Raw genomic sequence first — 16,523 nt, forward strand, 5'->3', positions numbered from 1 at the left:
GACAGGCTCAGGGTGACAAGTTCAGTATGACACTATAAATGAAGATTGCTAAGGAATGTTTTGTGAGTTTAAGTTGTCATACTGAGCCTGTCGAAGGGCGAGAACTCTTTAGAACGTGGATTGGGAAAAGATCTCGACTGCGCTCGATGTGACAATTTGGTTAAAGAATGTTAAAAGATTACCGAACGTTTGGTAAAATTGAAAATAGTGTTATATTTGTCCCATGAGAATGGCAAAAGTATCAGATCTAGAAATTTTGAACGGCTTAATGTCCGTGTTCCGAGCAAAGGGATATGACGGAGCCAGTTTAAATGAATTGGCAGAAGCTACAGGTCTAAAGAAAGCTAGTCTCTATCATCGGTATCCTGGTGGTAAAAAGGAGATGACGTCAGCTGTGCTGGACTTTATGGAATCTTGGATTGACAACAAAGTCTATGCTGTATTGTCCGACGATAAAATACCCGCTGTACAGCGCTTGGATGAAGCATTGATGAACATAAAAACGGTCTATAACAATGGCAAGGAAGTGTGTTTATATCGCTCCCTATCCATGGATACCGGAATGGCGCTATTTGGCGAGAAAATAGAAAGGGGAATCAACCAATGGTTGTCATCATTTATTAGCTTGGGTATGGCCGTGAGTTTGGACAAAACCACTGCAACGCAATTTGCAAAACAGACTTTTATAGATATTCAAGGGAGTTTGGTGCTGTCCAAAGCTATGGATACTACGGAGCCTTTTGAAACGGCCATCAGCCAAATTAAAGAACGTTATACGAATACATAAAAAAATTTGAACTGCGAAATTACCGAACGTTCGGTAATTATTAACATTTATTAAACTTAAAACAATGAAAACAAGAAAAATCACAGTAACACTTTTTACGTTGGCACTCGTATTTGCCATGAACCTTAACGGACAGAACAAAAGAAAGTCCGTAATCAAAGATGATTATCCAACTACCTTTCATACGGCCAAGGTTGATGGATTGGATATTTTTTATCGCGAAGCGGGACCTAAAGATGCCCCAACATTACTTTTGTTGCACGGGTACCCTACGTCTTCGCATATGTTTCGTAACCTAATCGAAGACCTATCTTCTGACTATCATTTAATTGCACCTGATTATCCTGGGTATGGACGTAGTTCCCAACCCACTATGGCGGATTTTGAGTACTCTTTTGACAATTTTGCCGAAATTATAGATGAATTGTTGGTGCAACTGAAAGTGGAACGTTATAGCTTGTACTTGATGGACTATGGTGCACCTGTTGGGTACCGTATCTTTGAAAAACACCCAGAACGTGTTGATGCATTCATCGTACAAAATGGAAATGCCTATACGGAAGGATTGACAGACTTTTGGGACCCGCTTCGCAAACTTTGGGCAGACAATTCGGAAGCAAATAAAAAACCTTTGGAAGGATTCCACCAAATAGGAGGTCTAAAATGGCAGTACTTACACGGCGTACAAGACAGCACTAAAATTAGCCCTGATAATTGGAATCATGATTTACAACATTTAACACGTCCAGAGAATAACGAGATCCAGTTGGCCATGTTCTATGATTACCGGACCAATGTGGAGAAATATCCAGGATGGCAAAAACTCTTCAGAAAGTATCAAGTGCCTACCTTGATTGTTTGGGGAAAGAACGATCACATCTTTCCACCTTCAGGAGCACATCCTTATAAAAGAGATTTGAAGAATGTGGAATTCCATTTGTTGGATACTGGTCACTTTGCTTTGGAAGAAAAGGGTGATGAGATTGCAAACTATATCTACAATTTTTTAAAGAAGAATAAAATACAGTAATGACCACATTGCCTGCAGCATTTTTTAGGATGCTGTGGGTAGTGTTTTTTCGTTTATTACGACTCAACAACAAACAACAAAGCATACCATGGAACAAGAAGAGATAAAGTTGCCTATACCACCATTTACTCTGGAGACTGCCAAACAAAAAATTCAACTTGCTGAAGACGGTTGGAACAGTCAAGACCCAGTAAAAGTTTCTGAAGCTTACACGATTGATAGTGAGTGGCGCAACCGTTACCAATTTGTAAATGGGAGAGAGGAGATTCGGCATTTTTGACAGACAAATGGCAAAATGAGCATCATTACAAGCTTAAAAAAGAATATTGGGCGCACACTGATGATCGCATAGCCGTTCGTTTTGAATATGAATATCAAAATAAGGATGGTGATTGGTTTAGAGCGTATGGCAATGAAAACTGGGAGTTTAATGAAAAGGGATTGATGAAGAAACGTTATGCCAGTATCAATGATGTTGCCATAACGGAAGAAGAACGAAAGTTGAAGTAATTATCTTCTGATTATCTATTGTCGGTTCGAGATGTCACCCTTAGTTTACCGAAGGACCAGTTTTAGAAACTGGATTGCAAGACATCTCGACTGTGCTCAATATGATTTTAGGTTATGAGCCTAGAGAAACAGCAGAAATCTCAACTTTATCTTTTTTTCCTTTTAATGGAATACTTCCCATGGCGGTATAAGCAAAGTCATTTGAAGTTAATTGCCCCTTAAGACTTTCGGAAAGCAACAATGCACTTTCCAAAGCATTACATTGCCCTTGAATTCTAGCTGCAGTGTTGATGGTATCTCCATGATAAGCGATTTCCTTTTTGTATTTACCTACTTCTGTAACAGTGACCAAACCTGCATGCAGACCTGCTTTAAAAAACGGTCGGCAGCCATATTTTTTTTGGTAGTGATCACTCTTTTTATGAAGTAATTTGGTAAAGTTATAATACGCTCTAAGGCAATTTTCATTTTGTAATCCCTGTTTCAATTTCCATGTAAGTACGGCTTCGTCTCCAACATATTGGTAAATTTCAGCTTCATTTTCTACCGCTATACCCAAATCGTTAAAGCAGTCTTGTACCAGCATACTATATTTAACATGTCCCAATCGTTCCGCATGTGCTGTTGAGGACTGTAGATCCAGAAACATAAAAATGCGTTCTTCTTCTCGGGGAGTATAGAACTTGCCACGCAGTAATCTGGCCAGATTACCTTCACCCAGCATTAAATTTACTTGGCGAAATATGGCCAAAAGCAAATCCACAACAATTACGTAAAAATAAATAGCCACACTACCCGTATCAAAAGCAAAAGTGATAATGTCAATGGGAACACCAAAGTATAGTTCGTAAACCCCATAGGCTATAATGATGAGCAATACAATAAATAGGATGGAATATAAAGCGTTAATTAACAGAAGTCTTCCAATAGAGACATGCTTGTAAACACGTTCCTCCATTAATATTTGGGCAACCGCAGAACCTACTCCCATTATTGGGCCAAGAGTGAATGCGATCATTAAGCCAGAAATGAAATCAAATTTTAAGGTTCCCAGCTCCTCTGTTCCCACTCCCCTAACAATATTTAGAAAAACAAAGGCAGAGGTCCAACCAATTAGGTAAAACCTAATGATACGCCATCTACGTTTGTTAATCAATTTGAATAAGAAAGAAATCACAGCTTTAAAGGTATCCTTTTTGGATAAATTTTATAAGCTCTAACTGCCAAAAAAGAAAAGTGGGGCAACGCCCCACTTTTCGCAACAAACTAACTGAAACCTAACCAAACTAAATCGGTTTTATCCAAAGCAAATGTTTCCATTTTGCTTTTCTTTTAAAACCAAAGCAATATTGATGGCAAAAAGTCCACCTGTTTGCAGTAGCTCACCCATTTCATCTGCTTCCAGAAAAACATGAAATAAAAAGATGTGCAGGGTAATGGGCAGCAAAAATATTGCCCCAATAAAGCTGGTTCCTTGGAATAGTATCAGCAATCCAAAGATTAGCTCTGCAATTCCTAAAACCTGCCAAAAGTATCCCGTCTGTTTTGCGCCACTGATGTACAAAATCTTTTGAAGAGTGCTTTCCTTTTCAGGTGCTTTGAATTTCTCCGCCTTTTCAACTACTTCAATGGGTGAAGGGATGGGTTTTTGGAATTTTTGAATTCCACCGTAGACCATCATTCCGCCCAAAATCAGTCGAAAGATTATGAAAATGATGTTTTCAATGTTCATTTTTCTATGTTGTTTGGATTACAGTCGCTCATATGTGAACTGACCATTACCTCTTTCACCTTCTGAACTTACAAAAGCGGTAAAGTTGATTTTATAATAGTTCCCTCCAGCATCTTTTAGGACATAGTATCGATCATCCTTGAGTACTCCTGCAAAGGCATTTCTCCAGCCACTACCTATTACTGTGCGATCATCATAAACAAGTGAAGATTCGTCCACATCTCCTCTTGCAAAGTCTGCATATGTGGGTACATCGAAATCGGTTCTTTCATCTGTATCGGGATCGATTTCATAAAGAGTTACTTGATAAAGCCCTACATCACCTAGGGTATTGTGCACAGCATAGTCAGAGTAAGTCAATCCAAAACCATTTTCATAGTAAGAAAAAACTCCACTAAAGTTGACGTCCCATTTGTCCTTTTGTGGTTCCACGTTAACACTTTGACCATTGGTTAGACTAAATGCAGATAAGAGATAGCTGTCGTTTTTGGAAATTGTCACCTCAGACATATTGGTTGTTTCGTTCAAAGGAGCATATTGTATGGTGTACCCGTTACTGTCGCTTAGAACCCTTACTTTCATAAAACCACGGTGATCACCGGTCGTAATAATGCTTCCCGGTTCTGCCGACTCTGTTGGGATTTCATTGCCCAGTCCTACGATATACACATAGTTTTCTTCTGCAGTAGTTGAAATTGCCGCAAAAGCTGTCCCTTCGAGCCCTCCCTGCCTGTTATCTGTAAAAACAAGATTTTCGGCGACATTGCCGTATTGCGTATATCCTACAGGCAACCCTGCAATCAATTCGGCAACTGTGTTTACGGTAACTGTAGTAGGCTGGAACATTGCGTTTACAGTATTCAATTCTAACGGAGCAGTTAGATCACTGCTTTCAGTAACAGAGAGTAAATCGGTAATACCAGATAGTTCAGCTGCGGATACGAGTAATGACGAATTAAGGTATACCCTATTTTCAGAACCATTGTAAAGCGCTATTTCCCAAGTGTCTCTTTTCACTGCGGTTTGGACACCGGTACTAAAATCGAAATACACTTGGTTAGGTAGATTAGATCCACCAGTTTCCAAATCTATAATTCCACTTAAAGCGGCAATTGGAGAAAAGCTTACCATAGCTGATGACACCGAGCCCTGAAGCCAATCGGTATTGTCAAAGCCATCAAAAGAAAATGAAACCGATTTAGTACTTCCCTCAATGGCATTTGATAATTTGTTGAAGGTAACAGTTGCATTTAGATCACCAACTGCAACGGGAACAGCTATTGTACCCGAATCGCCCGATGGCGAGGTTGTAAAATCTGTGCCATATGTTGCGTTGTCCCCAGCATAAGAAATGTTGATTGTTCCGGCCTGCGTTGCCGCTCTTGAAAAGGTAATGGTGATGTCTTTACTCGTATCTTCCTCGGTTGTGCTGATGGTTGCACTACTGAAAGCTACAGTAAAATCTATGAGGTCTTCCGAGTCATCATTGTTACACGAGCTCAATACCAATAAAAATAGCGCTGTGCATAAAAAGGTAATCTTCTTCATGGTTTTTAGTTAAAGTTTAAATTGTATAAAAGTTTTAAAAAATAAGATCTTCCGTTACCGAATAATCTGCTAGCCGTAGTTGACGAATTATGTGTTCCAGAAGGAACATCGGAGGCATTTACGGTAACAATATTGAAGATGTTTCGTGCACCAAGGGTGATTTCCAAATACTTGGTAAGGTCGGTTCTAAATGAGGCATCCATCCAAGTAAAATCATCTGTTTGGCCGACGACCAAACCGTCAGCTCCTTCTAAAATCACTTGAGTTCTGCCTGTGTATTTTAATTGAGTTGAAATTGTTGTCTTAAGTCTTGGAATGGTATATCCCAAAGAGGATTGTAGGTTAAAGCTCCATAGGTAATCACTATTGCTTGTTGAGGACTCATTGATTGCAGTGGATTCACCCATATAAGTGGCGCCAAGACCAACTTGCCAGTTTTTTACCTTGAGACTGTTCTCCCATGAAAACCCCAAGATTTTGGAATAATCCACATTGGCAAAAGTGAACAGGCTTCGGTCATTTTCATCGGGTACTACGACACTGGCAATTTTGTCTTGAATGTCGAAATAATACGATTTGATAGCGGACTTTAGGAATCCTGTCTGGGTAACTTTAAACTTGTTCTCCAGATTTACGAAAACTGATATGCCGTCTTCGGGCTGAAGGTTAGGATTTCCCTGAACGTTGTGGTTAGCGTCAACGAAATAGAAGAAAAGCTCCTCAAAGTTGGGGGCTCGAAAGGCAGAACCGAAGATGGCTTTCAATTTAAAAGTATCGGTTAAGTCGTATGTGGAGGACAAAGACCAGATCAATTTATTTCCAAACTGCGAATTGTTCGTAAATCGTGCTCCCGGATAAATAGAAAGGTTATCGGTAAGATTAAAGTCAACTACACCAAAGAAATCATAGTTCTTCAAAGTGTTTTCTACAACATCATTTGAATATTCACCTGTAGCAATGGCATCAAAACCTGACTGGCAAGTGAACTCATAACCTAGTTGAAGATTAAAGAAATCCGATTTGGGGACCATGTTGCTTACAAATCCTTTGGAGTACCATATTTCGCTGGATTGACTTAAATTGTCTGTAATAAAAGACTCAATGCCTTGTTGTAATATGTTATAGACGTACTGCTGGAAGTAGCGCTTTTGGTTTTGTTGGGAAAAGAAAAAATTATAGGTGGTCTGCCCTTTTATCGGCCCCGATATGTTTAGGTTGTTTACGAATCTATCTGTTTCATAAATTTCGTCCAAAGCGGTGGGATTTACCAATCCTGTTGCTGTATCTAGCCGTCCAGTAACGTTGCGGTCGAAAACGGTCACGACTTCATCATAATATTGTAGTTTGTAAAAAATATTGTGTTTGCCAAGATTGAGATTAACATTACCGTAGGTAGTAATTTGTTCCTTGGGATTCCATTCCGTTCCTCTAAGCCCGTCATTGACGACTGTATTATCTTGAATGTTCACATAGTTTTCACCTCTGAAATCATTATAAAATCCAGCGTAGTCGTTTCTAGACGCTCCAATTGAGTACCCTAATTTGTCATTGACCTGATTGCTGACCTTGAAATTTTGAATGTGCCTGCCCTCATCGAATAAGGAGTATTCTGGACCAACGGTTTCTTCTTGAGCAGAAAGCTGTATTTGCCATGCGTAATCCCCTTCAAGGCCGCGTTTGGTGACAATATTGATTACCCCTGCAACAGCGTTGTCACCATAAAGCACTCCCATGGAACCTTCTACAATCTCAATACGCTCAACATCCTCTAGGTTTATTTGTGTGATATCGATATTGTTGCCAATACCATTATCGCTTGTCATGGGTATGCCATCAACTAATATTTTTACATATTGCCCATCAAGTCCAAACATACTTACAGTAGACCTTCCCGAAGAGGCATCTGGGGTAATTGTAATGTTGAGGTTATAGTTTAGTACATCAGCCAGATTGTTCCCAGCAACTTTGGCAATGTCCTTTTTATCCAGAACACCTACTGCAAATAGTTTTTTACTTAAGGACATTACTTTGCTTTCTCCAGTGACAACTACCTCTTTCAGATTTTGAACACTTTTAATGGTTTCAACTTTCACACTATCAGCTTGTTGTGAATGACTTACGAAGCACAGTATGGTAGCGAAACAAATGGCAAAACAGTCCTTATTTAGACTCATTATTAATAATTTTGATGCAAATATATATTTTATTTTTATTCAGTCTAAATAAAAGTTATAAATTTGCCTCTCATTTTAAAAACAGACCTAATTCGTATTATCATGAAAAAATCAACAATCTTTTTGATGCTTTTGGTTGGAGGTGTCACCATATTATCAGCTCAGAAAAAAAAGGAATTGGACAAGCAAGCCATTAAGGATATGTGTGGATGTTATGACATTACCTTTAAGTACACCGAAACTTTTGCACCCGAAATTGACTATGAGAAAAAAATGGATTATTCAGCCGGCGCATTAGAACTGGCTTTGCCTATTGTGGATGAAAAGAACAAAATATCTATCCAACATTTGTTGGTGATCAATGATACCATGATTATTAAACATTGGCGACAGGATTGGGAATATGAAAACCAGGATGTTTTTTACTTCGATAAAGAAAATAATTGGGTTTTTAAGAAATTACCCAAGAATCAGGTAAAAGGACAATGGACCCAAAAAGTATATCAAGTGGATGATAGCCCAAGATATTCCGGTTCTGCCACTTGGATACATGCGGATGGAAAACACTACTGGGAAAACACAGCAGATGCCCCGCTACCTAGACGCGAATACTCAAAAAGAAGTGATTATAATGTGATGAAAAGGGGTAACCGACATGAGATAACTTCTTTTGGCTGGATTCACGAACAGGACAATGACAAAATTATTCGTGAAAATGGTAAGGAAGATGTGCTATTGGCCCAAGAAAAGGGAATGAACATATATACCAAGGTATCTGATTCAAAATGCCAAGCTGCTATTGACTGGTGGGAAAAACATAAAGACTTTTGGGGGATTGTACGCTCGTCTTGGGATGAGGTATATAGTAGAGAAGGTAATCTAACACTGCATAAAAAAGTAGATAAAAAACCTTTGTTCATGCACTTTTACCCATTGGAGAAAAAGGGAGCGAATAGTGTTCAAGTTTCCAAGTTGATTTCCAAATTTGTGGATGATAAGTAAACAGGTAATGAACAGAGCAAATAAGACAAGGTTCCAAATAGGGGTCATGCTATGCATGGCCTTTTTGTTTTTTGGATTTTCACCTTCCAAAATTTTACCACGACTTTGGCAAAAACTTAATGCCGCGGTACAGACGACTTTTGAAGTAAACGATTTCTCTCTAGAGGAGATAAAAGTAAATAGCGGACTGATTGACAGAACTACGATAACATTAAACGGAGAAAACCTGTTTAGGATAATTCAAAAAGAGGCGCTAGTTGGTTATGCTTATTTAGGGGAAGCACCCAGTATGAAGAGCACCTTTGATTATGTAGTGTTGTTCAACAAAGATTTGAGCATAAAGAAAACAAAGGTGCTGATTTATCGAGAAGATTATGGTCGACAGATCGGGAGTCAGCGTTGGTTAAGACAATTCATTGATAAAAAAGTGGGTGAGTCGATAACCTATGGCTCGGACATTGATGCCATTTCTGGAGCAACAATTTCGGCAAAATCTATGACCAAAGCTTTGAATGATGTTTTGACCAGCATGGAAGTTTTGAGAGACGAAAATATACTGAACCAGTTGAACCATAAATAATTCAAAGGGAACTCGCTGCCGCGGGAGTTTTTAAATTTTCTGCAAATTGGATTCGATGAATATTAAGGGAATAATACAACGTTTTTCCAAAGAAATAAGGTGCTTAATATTCGCGTATCTTATGATAACATCAATAGGGTTTATTTCTGCCATACGATTTGTAGGTGTTACCACAAATAATACACCAGTAGGAATTGAGGAAAATTATTTAGGAAACGAGGATGACCTGAAAGCACAGGAATTAAAGTTTGCCAAAAGCGAAAAACAGATTCTCAATATAGTCCACTCCCATATACTTTCTATGGGGATGCTTTTTTTTATTCTAGCATTTTTGGTAGCCACAACACCCGTGCACGGCCTTTTGAGAAAGTTCCTTCTTTACGAACCGCTACTGTCAGTTCTGCTGACTTTTGGTGGAATTTATTTTTTGTGGAAGAAAGTGTTGTGGATGAAATATGTGATCATGGTTTCCGGTATGCTAATGACAACTTCCTATGTTTTGTCCGTTGCAATAATCTGTTTTTGGCTTCTAAAAAAACAATTGAAGTAATCTGATGTTTACGTTTTAGTAATCACTTTCGACCAACCGTTTGGAAATCCACCAATAATTCCCAGCAGGATCAATTATTCCACCTTGCCGGTCTTCATAAGGCATATCTTCCGGTTCAAATACAACTTCTGCGCCATGGGCCAGTGCATTTTTATATACTGTATCCACATCTTCCACATATAAATAGAAAGCGGTACGCATTCCTTCAAACTGGCCTCTTGCTTGGCTGAGCATAAAACAACTATCTCCTATTTTAAGAATAACATTACTAAGATCACCGTTGGTTTCGTTGATGGATCTACTTATTTCTTCAGCATAAAACGCTTTTTGCAAAAAATCGATCAACCCTAATGGATCTGATACGAACAAGTATGAATTTACATTGCTAAAACCTTCAGGGGTATATGTGTTGAATACTGTTTTCATAGCTTACGATTAAAAATGTTAAGGGTTTACAACAAAATAAGTACTTTTAATTTATATCAATAAGACGAATGAACAGGGATATATTAGATATCAATGATTTTACCATTTTGATAGAAGAGGCAACTTCTACAGAGGTTACCACAGATTCGTGTTTATTTGATGAACCTGTTATTGCGGTTGCTTTTTATGGGTCCGGTAATGTAGATTTAACTGTTAAGTATGGAAATCAGCAAAAAGACTTTAATCATACCAAAGGATTGACGCTTTCATTCTATGCTGATGAAAAAGTGGAATTTAGGCACACAGTTTCTGCAGGTAAGCCTTTGGAATGCATTGTTATTGCCACTTCTCCAAGAAACCTTAAAAAATTACCAAACAATGAAGGTGAACTTTTTACCGAGCTGTTGGGACAATTGGTAAAGCCTTTTGATCATTATGTAGAAGGCCCGCGCTTTTTTATGACACCAGAAATGCAACATATTGTCGATGGTATTTTTAGCAATAGATATGAAGGTAAGGCCAAGATGATGTTTTTCCGTAGCCAGATAACCGCTTTATTATCACATTTTTTTTGGCAATTATCCATGTTAAAGGATGAAGGGATTAAAAGTGTTGAGCGTGAAAAACTGTATGAGGCTAAAGAAATATTATCCCAGAATTTGGATACTCCGCCCTCACTTACTGAACTTTCGCGCCAGATTGGGCTGAATACCTTTAAACTGAAAAAGGACTTTAAAGAACTTTTTGGGGTGCCCGTGTTCAAATACCTGCAAAATGAGCGTATGACAAAGGCCCACAATCTTATCAGAAACAAAGAAGCCACGGTACAAGAAGCCGCATGGCATGTGGGGTACGATAGCTTAGGCTCTTTTTCTAACGCTTTCGCTAAAAAATTTGGCTTCCGCCCAAGCGAAATAAAGTCATAATACTTTTCGAACAAATCTTTCTCCTTTTTGAATAAATCACCCCACCGTGGCTGTTCTAGTTTTGCGCTATAATTAAAACCGAACAGTTATGAAGATTTTTAGAGCAATTGGAATAGGAGCATTGATTTGGATTCTTGGGGTAAGTTCATACGCCTTGTCATTTTATGTTCCAATTATGGAAAATGTAGAACAACAAGCGAATATCGTATTATTTGTGGTAGTTATGCCATTGGTTTGGGCGGGCTGCTGGATGTATTATAAACAAGATAGCTGGACCCATGGTTATAAAGTAGGACAGGCACTTTTTTTAACCAGCGCCGCTTTAGATGCCCTAATCACCGTTCCTTTTCTTATCATGCCCAATGGGGGTAGTTACTATGACTTTTATACTGATGCTGGATTCTGGGTGATAGCCTTTGAGTTCATCGTCGTAGCCGTATTGTATTGGTACGCTAAAGTTTATGTGCAAAAACAAGAAACAATATAGTCAATCAGAAACATGAATTATGGAAATTTCAATGAGTAATCTTACACTTTTTGCAACTACTTTATGTTTTGGCCTTGTCGCAGGACTTTGCTTTACATGGGGGAATGCGGTTACCCCGGGGATTGGACAATTGGACGATTTAGGTTATTTGCAGTCGTTTCAAAGAATGAATCGCAGCATAGAAAACCCCTTGTTTTTTGCAATTTTTATCGGTTCATTTTTTATTGGTATCGCTACCATATTTGCCAATAAAGGTATTTCACCATCACACTTTTGGTTGATACTTATTGCGGTGATTATCTACTTTTTGGGAGTGGTTTTGGTAACCATAACGGGCAATGTACCCCTAAACGAGCTGTTGGACAAGACCAATTTGACCGATAGTGGTATTGAAGATTTGAAGGCACTTCGTGAAAGGTTTGAAAACCCATGGAACCGCTTTCATACCATTCGAATTATTACCGCAACCATCTCATTTGCTATGTTGATCATAGCAGGAATAAACAAGTAAATCATAATTAAAATAAATATCAAAAATTAAATATCATGAAAAACAACATTTTAGTATTAGGAGGGAAAGGAAAAACGGGAAGACGTATTGTAGAACGATTAACTAAAAAAGGACACAATGTACGCATTGGTTCACGAGTTGAAAACCCTGCCTTTGACTGGAACAAGCCAGCTGGTTGGCCAGCAGTATTGGAAAATATAGAAAGCGTGTACATTACCTATCAACCAGATTTAGCTGTGCCAGGCGCAAAAGAAGCTATTGAGGCATTAACCAAAGTGGCTAAAGAGCAAGGTGTAAAGAAATTGGTGCTTCTTTCAGGTAAGGGAGAAGTTGAAGCTGAACGTTGCGAAAAATTGGTAATGAATTGTGGCTTGGATTATACCATTATACGTGCTAGTTGGTTCAACCAAAATTTTAGTGAAAGTTTCTTTTTGGATCCTATTTTAGCTGGTCATGTGGCACTTCCACAGGCCGAAGTGAAGGTTCCTTATATAGATGCAAATGATATTGCTGATGTAGCTGTGGAGGCTTTGTTGAATGAGCAGCACAATGGAGAAATTTATGAACTGACAGGTTCTAGGTTCTTAACTTTCAAAGAAGTGGTACATGAGATTGCAGAAGCCACTGGAAGGGATATCCAATTCACAGCTATTTCTTTACCGGAATATAATAAAATGATGGAAGAGCATGGAATTCCTACAGATTACATCTGGTTGATTAATTATTTGTTTACTGAAGTTTTGGGGAATGATGATAACCAAGTAATTACTCATGGTATCGAACAAGTATTGGGTAGAAAACCTAAAGATTTTTCAGATTATGTAAGGGAGACAGCTGCAACAGGAATATGGAATCAAACAGTCGATGCATAAACCCTAACGCTAGAAACTTAAAGGCAGACCAAATAGGTCTGCCTTTTTTATATGATTTCAATCAAATAGGTGTATGTCACTCCAGATAGGATGGCCAGCCCAAAACTTAATAAAGTGCCTATTAGCACATATTCGGTAAGTTTTCGGTTTTTCCCCTTGTTTAAATCTCCAAACCGGAAGACAGATTTAGCGGCGATTAATAATCCAATGGCGGCCCATTGGCCAATCATAATAAAGCCAAAGACAAAAAGCCGTTCCAACATGCCAATATACTTTCCGGCATTTTTTAAAGACCCACCTTCCTCTGGGTCATCATCCTTTATAATTTCAGCGATGTAAGGAGCCAATAGCATTCGCATAATAATTCCTGAAACGTAGGTGACAAATACCAGAAAGGTAATCAACAGGAGATTTTCTTGTCCAAATAGGCTTTTGAGGTCTATTTCAAAAGGGGTTGTCCAATAGACCAAAGCTACTATAACAGATAAATGTAATATTTGATCAAGGACAAAGAGCCAGCGGTAATTTTTTTCATTGGTAAAACTTAGTTTGCCCAAGTCAATAAAATAATGGGTTACTATAATGATGGCCACCATTCCTATATGCTGAAATTGTAATAACACCAGAAGGACAAGTAAGTGCACTCCAATATGCCAATACAGGTATTTGGATTTCCACTTTTTTTCGAGCTTATCGTCTACCCAATGGCTGGGCTGCAGCATAAAATCACCAATAAAATGAGCCAATAAAAGTTTTAACGTAAGTAGAATCATAACTTTGAGAGATGGGTTTTATAAAATTGAATCATTTTTTGTACTTCATCAAAACCTGCCCGTATTAGCGCCTCACTAATATTACTTTGTGATTTTTCCAATACTGAAGCCAACTCTTTTTGATTTGCTTTTGGGTGTGTCATTGCAGTTTTCACTATTCTCGAAGTTGCTGGTAACCAATTATCCATACTGAGCGCTGCAAGTTGTAAGATTAGATTGATCGTAGTATCAAATGTTTCTGAGTTGGATTTTAATGCTAAGGTCTGCTTTTTTAAGTTTTCAAAACACTCCCCTGAATTTATAAAGGCAGAACCGTTGGATTCTGTTATTTTTTCTGAGTTATAATCTTTTTCCCCTAGACCTATGGCCATGCGAACATCTATTCCTTTTTTCTGTTTTACGTTTGCCTTAATATAGATAGCGGCTTCCAAGGCTTTTTCTGGTAAAATTTCCAATTGAAAACTATCGCCGCGGTAAATTTCCCAGTGTGTTGGCTCCTTTCCGTAAGTGTTCAAGGCTGTTTTTAGGTAAGGTAGCCAGACTTCTGGTGTTGCTTTTCTAGAGTTGATGATATCTCCGGTAATGATAGCGGTTGTTATGTCCATATATACAAATATCGGTAAAATAGCCGATAATTAAAAATATCGGTAAAATAACCGATAATGTAGAATATCGTTTAAATAACCGATAATGAAAGGATAGCAGTATAATAATAGTAGCAAGCCCCTTTCCAATATATGGGAAGAGGCCTTTAACTTTTTCAATTTTAAATTCACTCTCGATATTTTGGGACTAATTTTCCTTCTACCCAACTCAATTCTCTGGTTTCCATCGCAGTTTTTGTCCATCGAGAGGCTTCATCTAAACTTTCGTTACGTTCTTTCTTGAAGATAATTTTTTCTGGAATACCGCCCTCATCAAAAGGGAAAATAAATTTTTCTGAATAATAGAATACACCGGCATCTGAAATTTGTGACAATGCCGCAACCTTGGTAAGCTCATCGTTTTGGACAAAAAGGTAAATGCCTCCTCCTTCCATACCACATGCTTCTGCATAATAATCAACAAATAAGATTCCATCTAGATCAGGAATACCTTTGTCATCCATGACTTTAATGTCAATATTGGTGTTGACCAATGGAATCTTTTTTTCAATATAAGTTCCATTTTTTATGTTTCTTATATTTAAGAAGATAGACTTACCTTCTTTGGAATAGGCAAAGAAATAGTTCTGATTATTCAATACTTTTTTCTCAAAAGATAATAGACCTGCCAAGACATAACCAGTTACATCATCATGGTACTGCACTTTGTAAAAAGGAGAGTCAAAACCTCTATAGGGCCATGAGAATTCTGTTTTTTCTATGATTTTTACCCATTCTCCAATCTTCAATAGTTCCAATACTTCAGATTCAACATCTGGCGCAGCTCGTAACTTAACATCATTGCCAAACAGATATACCTGTTCACCAGGTTCAAAATCACATTCTCCCAGTGGACAGTTGTATCCATTTTGCGCTGTAATTAAAGAAATAGTAAATAGGGTGGTTAGGGCCGTAATGTAAAAAACTGCTTTCATCTTTTTCAATTTTAAGGATTAAACAGTTTTTAGGAAGGTTAAAATATATACGGTACAAAATAGCAAAATGGTTTACCACAATAGGCTTAAGAACAATTATAGACGCGGAGATTTTGTGTTCAAAGAAAAAAAGAAGCCACGTACATGGCTGACGTGACTTCTAAAATCAACAAAAAACATTATCCTCTTCTTCCTTTCCCCTGCATTTTCTTTTTGCCATACATTGCCTTCTTTAACTTTAATTTTTTCCACGTTTGGTACTGCTCATCCGATAGTACCTTCTTCATTTTTTGATGCTGAGCAATTTGATAATCCAATCTTGCATTCTCTATTTCAAATTGTTCATCTGCGGAAGGTCTTTTCCATTCTCCGCTTTCTTTTTTTGCCTTAATCTCTTCACGTTTGGATTTTCGCATTTCAGCTTCTTCCAAACTAATTTCCATGACCTGTTTTTGCTGCCCTTGACTTAGGTCTAATGCTAAAGTCAATTTTTTGGTGTGTAGTGTTGCAATTTGGGCCGCGGTCATATCAGCCCTTACACTTTTTCCTTTTCTATTGCCCTCATGTTTTTGTGCGGTTGCACTCAATGTGGTCATTATGACCACTAATACTACTAATCGTTTCATATGTTTAAACTTTTAATGATTTGGTAATTGGACATAGGTTATGACCAATGGTTTAATAACCAATACATCATTTATAAAGTTTTTAACAATAAAATTTGGAGGGACCTACTCTTCTATTTCTAAGGGGTTTTCTTGGGGCTTTTCAAGTTTGTTGGCGTCTTCAAAGTCGGCTTCAACAAACTCTTCAGAATTTAACTGAGTTTGGAACTCATCTTCCTGTTGTATACCATTATAGATAAAAGCGGCAACTACAAAACAGGACAAATAGATAAGACTTTTGATTTTGTAGGTCATCATAATAAGATTTGGGATTACTAAATTAGGGAAACCATTTAGCAATCTTTATGATATGTTGTGAAACGATCTTTTCTAGATGTGAAACGGTCAAAAAGTATGGTATACCCGACAAA

The 16,523-nt window shown here is 37.9% G+C and carries 19 protein-coding genes and 1 pseudogene; 10 read left to right on the forward strand and 10 right to left on the reverse strand.

Annotated features, from left to right (window positions below; all coding sequences use genetic code 11):
• The first annotated feature begins 229 nt into the window (after window positions 1-229).
• From LV704_RS11875 to LV704_RS11885, 3 genes and pseudogenes are all read left to right on the forward strand, one after another.
• On the forward strand, window positions 230-787 hold the full coding sequence (locus tag LV704_RS11875; protein ID WP_163419842.1) for a TetR/AcrR family transcriptional regulator: 558 nt from the start codon (window positions 230-232) through the stop codon (window positions 785-787).
• 64 nt (window positions 788-851) lie between these two features.
• Window positions 852-1,817, forward strand: a complete 966-nt coding sequence (locus tag LV704_RS11880; protein WP_205597853.1) for an alpha/beta fold hydrolase — start codon at window positions 852-854, stop codon at window positions 1,815-1,817.
• Window positions 1,818-1,905: 88 nt separating this feature from the next.
• Window positions 1,906-2,327: pseudogene (locus LV704_RS11885) on the forward strand (DUF1348 family protein).
• A 112-nt stretch (window positions 2,328-2,439) separates the two neighbouring features.
• On the opposite strand, the gene LV704_RS11890 reads toward LV704_RS11885, so the two are convergent.
• From LV704_RS11890 to LV704_RS11905, 4 genes are all read right to left on the reverse strand, one after another.
• Window positions 2,440-3,483 (reverse strand): adenylate/guanylate cyclase domain-containing protein, encoded by a 1,044-nt coding sequence (locus LV704_RS11890; protein WP_163419841.1) that lies wholly within the window; start codon window positions 3,481-3,483, stop codon window positions 2,440-2,442.
• Window positions 3,484-3,624: 141 nt separating this feature from the next.
• Window positions 3,625-4,059: a DoxX family membrane protein gene (locus LV704_RS11895; RefSeq protein WP_205597852.1), complete on the reverse strand. Its 435-nt coding sequence runs from the start codon at window positions 4,057-4,059 to the stop codon at window positions 3,625-3,627.
• Between the two features lie 18 nt (window positions 4,060-4,077).
• Window positions 4,078-5,607 (reverse strand): HmuY family protein, encoded by a 1,530-nt coding sequence (locus tag LV704_RS11900; protein ID WP_163419839.1) that lies wholly within the window; start codon window positions 5,605-5,607, stop codon window positions 4,078-4,080.
• Window positions 5,608-5,612: 5 nt separating this feature from the next.
• Window positions 5,613-7,781: a TonB-dependent siderophore receptor gene (locus LV704_RS11905; RefSeq protein ID WP_163419838.1), complete on the reverse strand. Its 2,169-nt coding sequence runs from the start codon at window positions 7,779-7,781 to the stop codon at window positions 5,613-5,615.
• A 102-nt stretch (window positions 7,782-7,883) separates the two neighbouring features.
• Between LV704_RS11905 and LV704_RS11910 the strand changes: the two genes are divergently transcribed.
• The 3 genes from LV704_RS11910 (at window position 7,884) to LV704_RS11920 (ending at window position 9,913) form a co-directional block, all read left to right on the forward strand.
• Entirely contained in the window at window positions 7,884-8,783 is a 900-nt protein-coding gene (locus LV704_RS11910; protein WP_163419836.1) for a DUF6607 family protein, read from the forward strand.
• A gap of 7 nt (window positions 8,784-8,790) precedes the next feature.
• Window positions 8,791-9,363 carry an FMN-binding protein gene (locus tag LV704_RS11915; protein WP_163419834.1) on the forward strand — a complete coding sequence of 191 codons (573 nt, stop codon included), beginning with the start codon at window positions 8,791-8,793 and terminating at the stop codon, window positions 9,361-9,363.
• A 121-nt stretch (window positions 9,364-9,484) separates the two neighbouring features.
• Complete coding sequence (locus LV704_RS11920; protein ID WP_233782033.1) at window positions 9,485-9,913, forward strand: hypothetical protein; 429 nt, start codon at window positions 9,485-9,487, stop codon at window positions 9,911-9,913.
• Window positions 9,914-9,928: 15 nt separating this feature from the next.
• Here LV704_RS11920 and LV704_RS11925 read toward each other — a convergent pair whose 3' ends face one another.
• Window positions 9,929-10,339 (reverse strand): VOC family protein, encoded by a 411-nt coding sequence (locus LV704_RS11925; protein WP_163419830.1) that lies wholly within the window; start codon window positions 10,337-10,339, stop codon window positions 9,929-9,931.
• Window positions 10,340-10,407: 68 nt separating this feature from the next.
• Here LV704_RS11925 and LV704_RS11930 point away from each other — a divergent pair, with 68 nt between their 5' ends.
• The 4 genes from LV704_RS11930 (at window position 10,408) to LV704_RS11945 (ending at window position 13,135) form a co-directional block, all read left to right on the forward strand.
• Window positions 10,408-11,265, forward strand: coding sequence for an AraC family transcriptional regulator (locus LV704_RS11930; protein WP_163419828.1), 858 nt, complete (start codon window positions 10,408-10,410; stop codon window positions 11,263-11,265).
• An 88-nt stretch (window positions 11,266-11,353) separates the two neighbouring features.
• Window positions 11,354-11,752 (forward strand): DUF5367 family protein, encoded by a 399-nt coding sequence (locus tag LV704_RS11935; RefSeq protein WP_163419826.1) that lies wholly within the window; start codon window positions 11,354-11,356, stop codon window positions 11,750-11,752.
• Window positions 11,753-11,771: 19 nt separating this feature from the next.
• A complete protein-coding gene (locus LV704_RS11940; protein ID WP_163419824.1) occupies window positions 11,772-12,263 on the forward strand; it encodes a DUF1772 domain-containing protein in 492 nt (163 codons plus the stop codon).
• A gap of 35 nt (window positions 12,264-12,298) precedes the next feature.
• The gene (locus LV704_RS11945) at window positions 12,299-13,135 is read left to right on the forward strand and encodes an NmrA family NAD(P)-binding protein (RefSeq protein ID WP_163419822.1); all 837 of its coding nucleotides are present in this window, start codon (window positions 12,299-12,301) and stop codon (window positions 13,133-13,135) included.
• A gap of 47 nt (window positions 13,136-13,182) precedes the next feature.
• On the opposite strand, the gene LV704_RS11950 is transcribed toward LV704_RS11945, so the two are convergent.
• From LV704_RS11950 to LV704_RS11970, 5 genes are all read right to left on the reverse strand, one after another.
• A complete protein-coding gene (locus LV704_RS11950; RefSeq protein WP_163419820.1) occupies window positions 13,183-13,908 on the reverse strand; it encodes a DUF3307 domain-containing protein in 726 nt (241 codons plus the stop codon).
• The gene (locus LV704_RS11955) at window positions 13,905-14,513 is read right to left on the reverse strand and encodes a transcriptional regulator (protein ID WP_163419818.1); all 609 of its coding nucleotides are present in this window, start codon (window positions 14,511-14,513) and stop codon (window positions 13,905-13,907) included. Before LV704_RS11955 ends, LV704_RS11950 begins: the two co-directional genes overlap by 4 nt.
• 167 nt (window positions 14,514-14,680) lie before the next feature.
• Window positions 14,681-15,487 (reverse strand): SH3 domain-containing protein, encoded by an 807-nt coding sequence (locus LV704_RS11960; protein ID WP_163419816.1) that lies wholly within the window; start codon window positions 15,485-15,487, stop codon window positions 14,681-14,683.
• A 179-nt stretch (window positions 15,488-15,666) separates the two neighbouring features.
• A complete protein-coding gene (locus LV704_RS11965; RefSeq protein WP_163419814.1) occupies window positions 15,667-16,113 on the reverse strand; it encodes a hypothetical protein in 447 nt (148 codons plus the stop codon).
• A 105-nt stretch (window positions 16,114-16,218) separates the two neighbouring features.
• Window positions 16,219-16,410, reverse strand: coding sequence for a hypothetical protein (locus LV704_RS11970; RefSeq protein WP_163419813.1), 192 nt, complete (start codon window positions 16,408-16,410; stop codon window positions 16,219-16,221).
• Between the last annotated feature and the right edge of the window lie 113 nt (window positions 16,411-16,523).

Origin of the sequence: Flagellimonas sp. CMM7 (genome assembly GCF_021390195.1) — a bacterium.
Taxonomy (GTDB): domain Bacteria; phylum Bacteroidota; class Bacteroidia; order Flavobacteriales; family Flavobacteriaceae; genus Flagellimonas.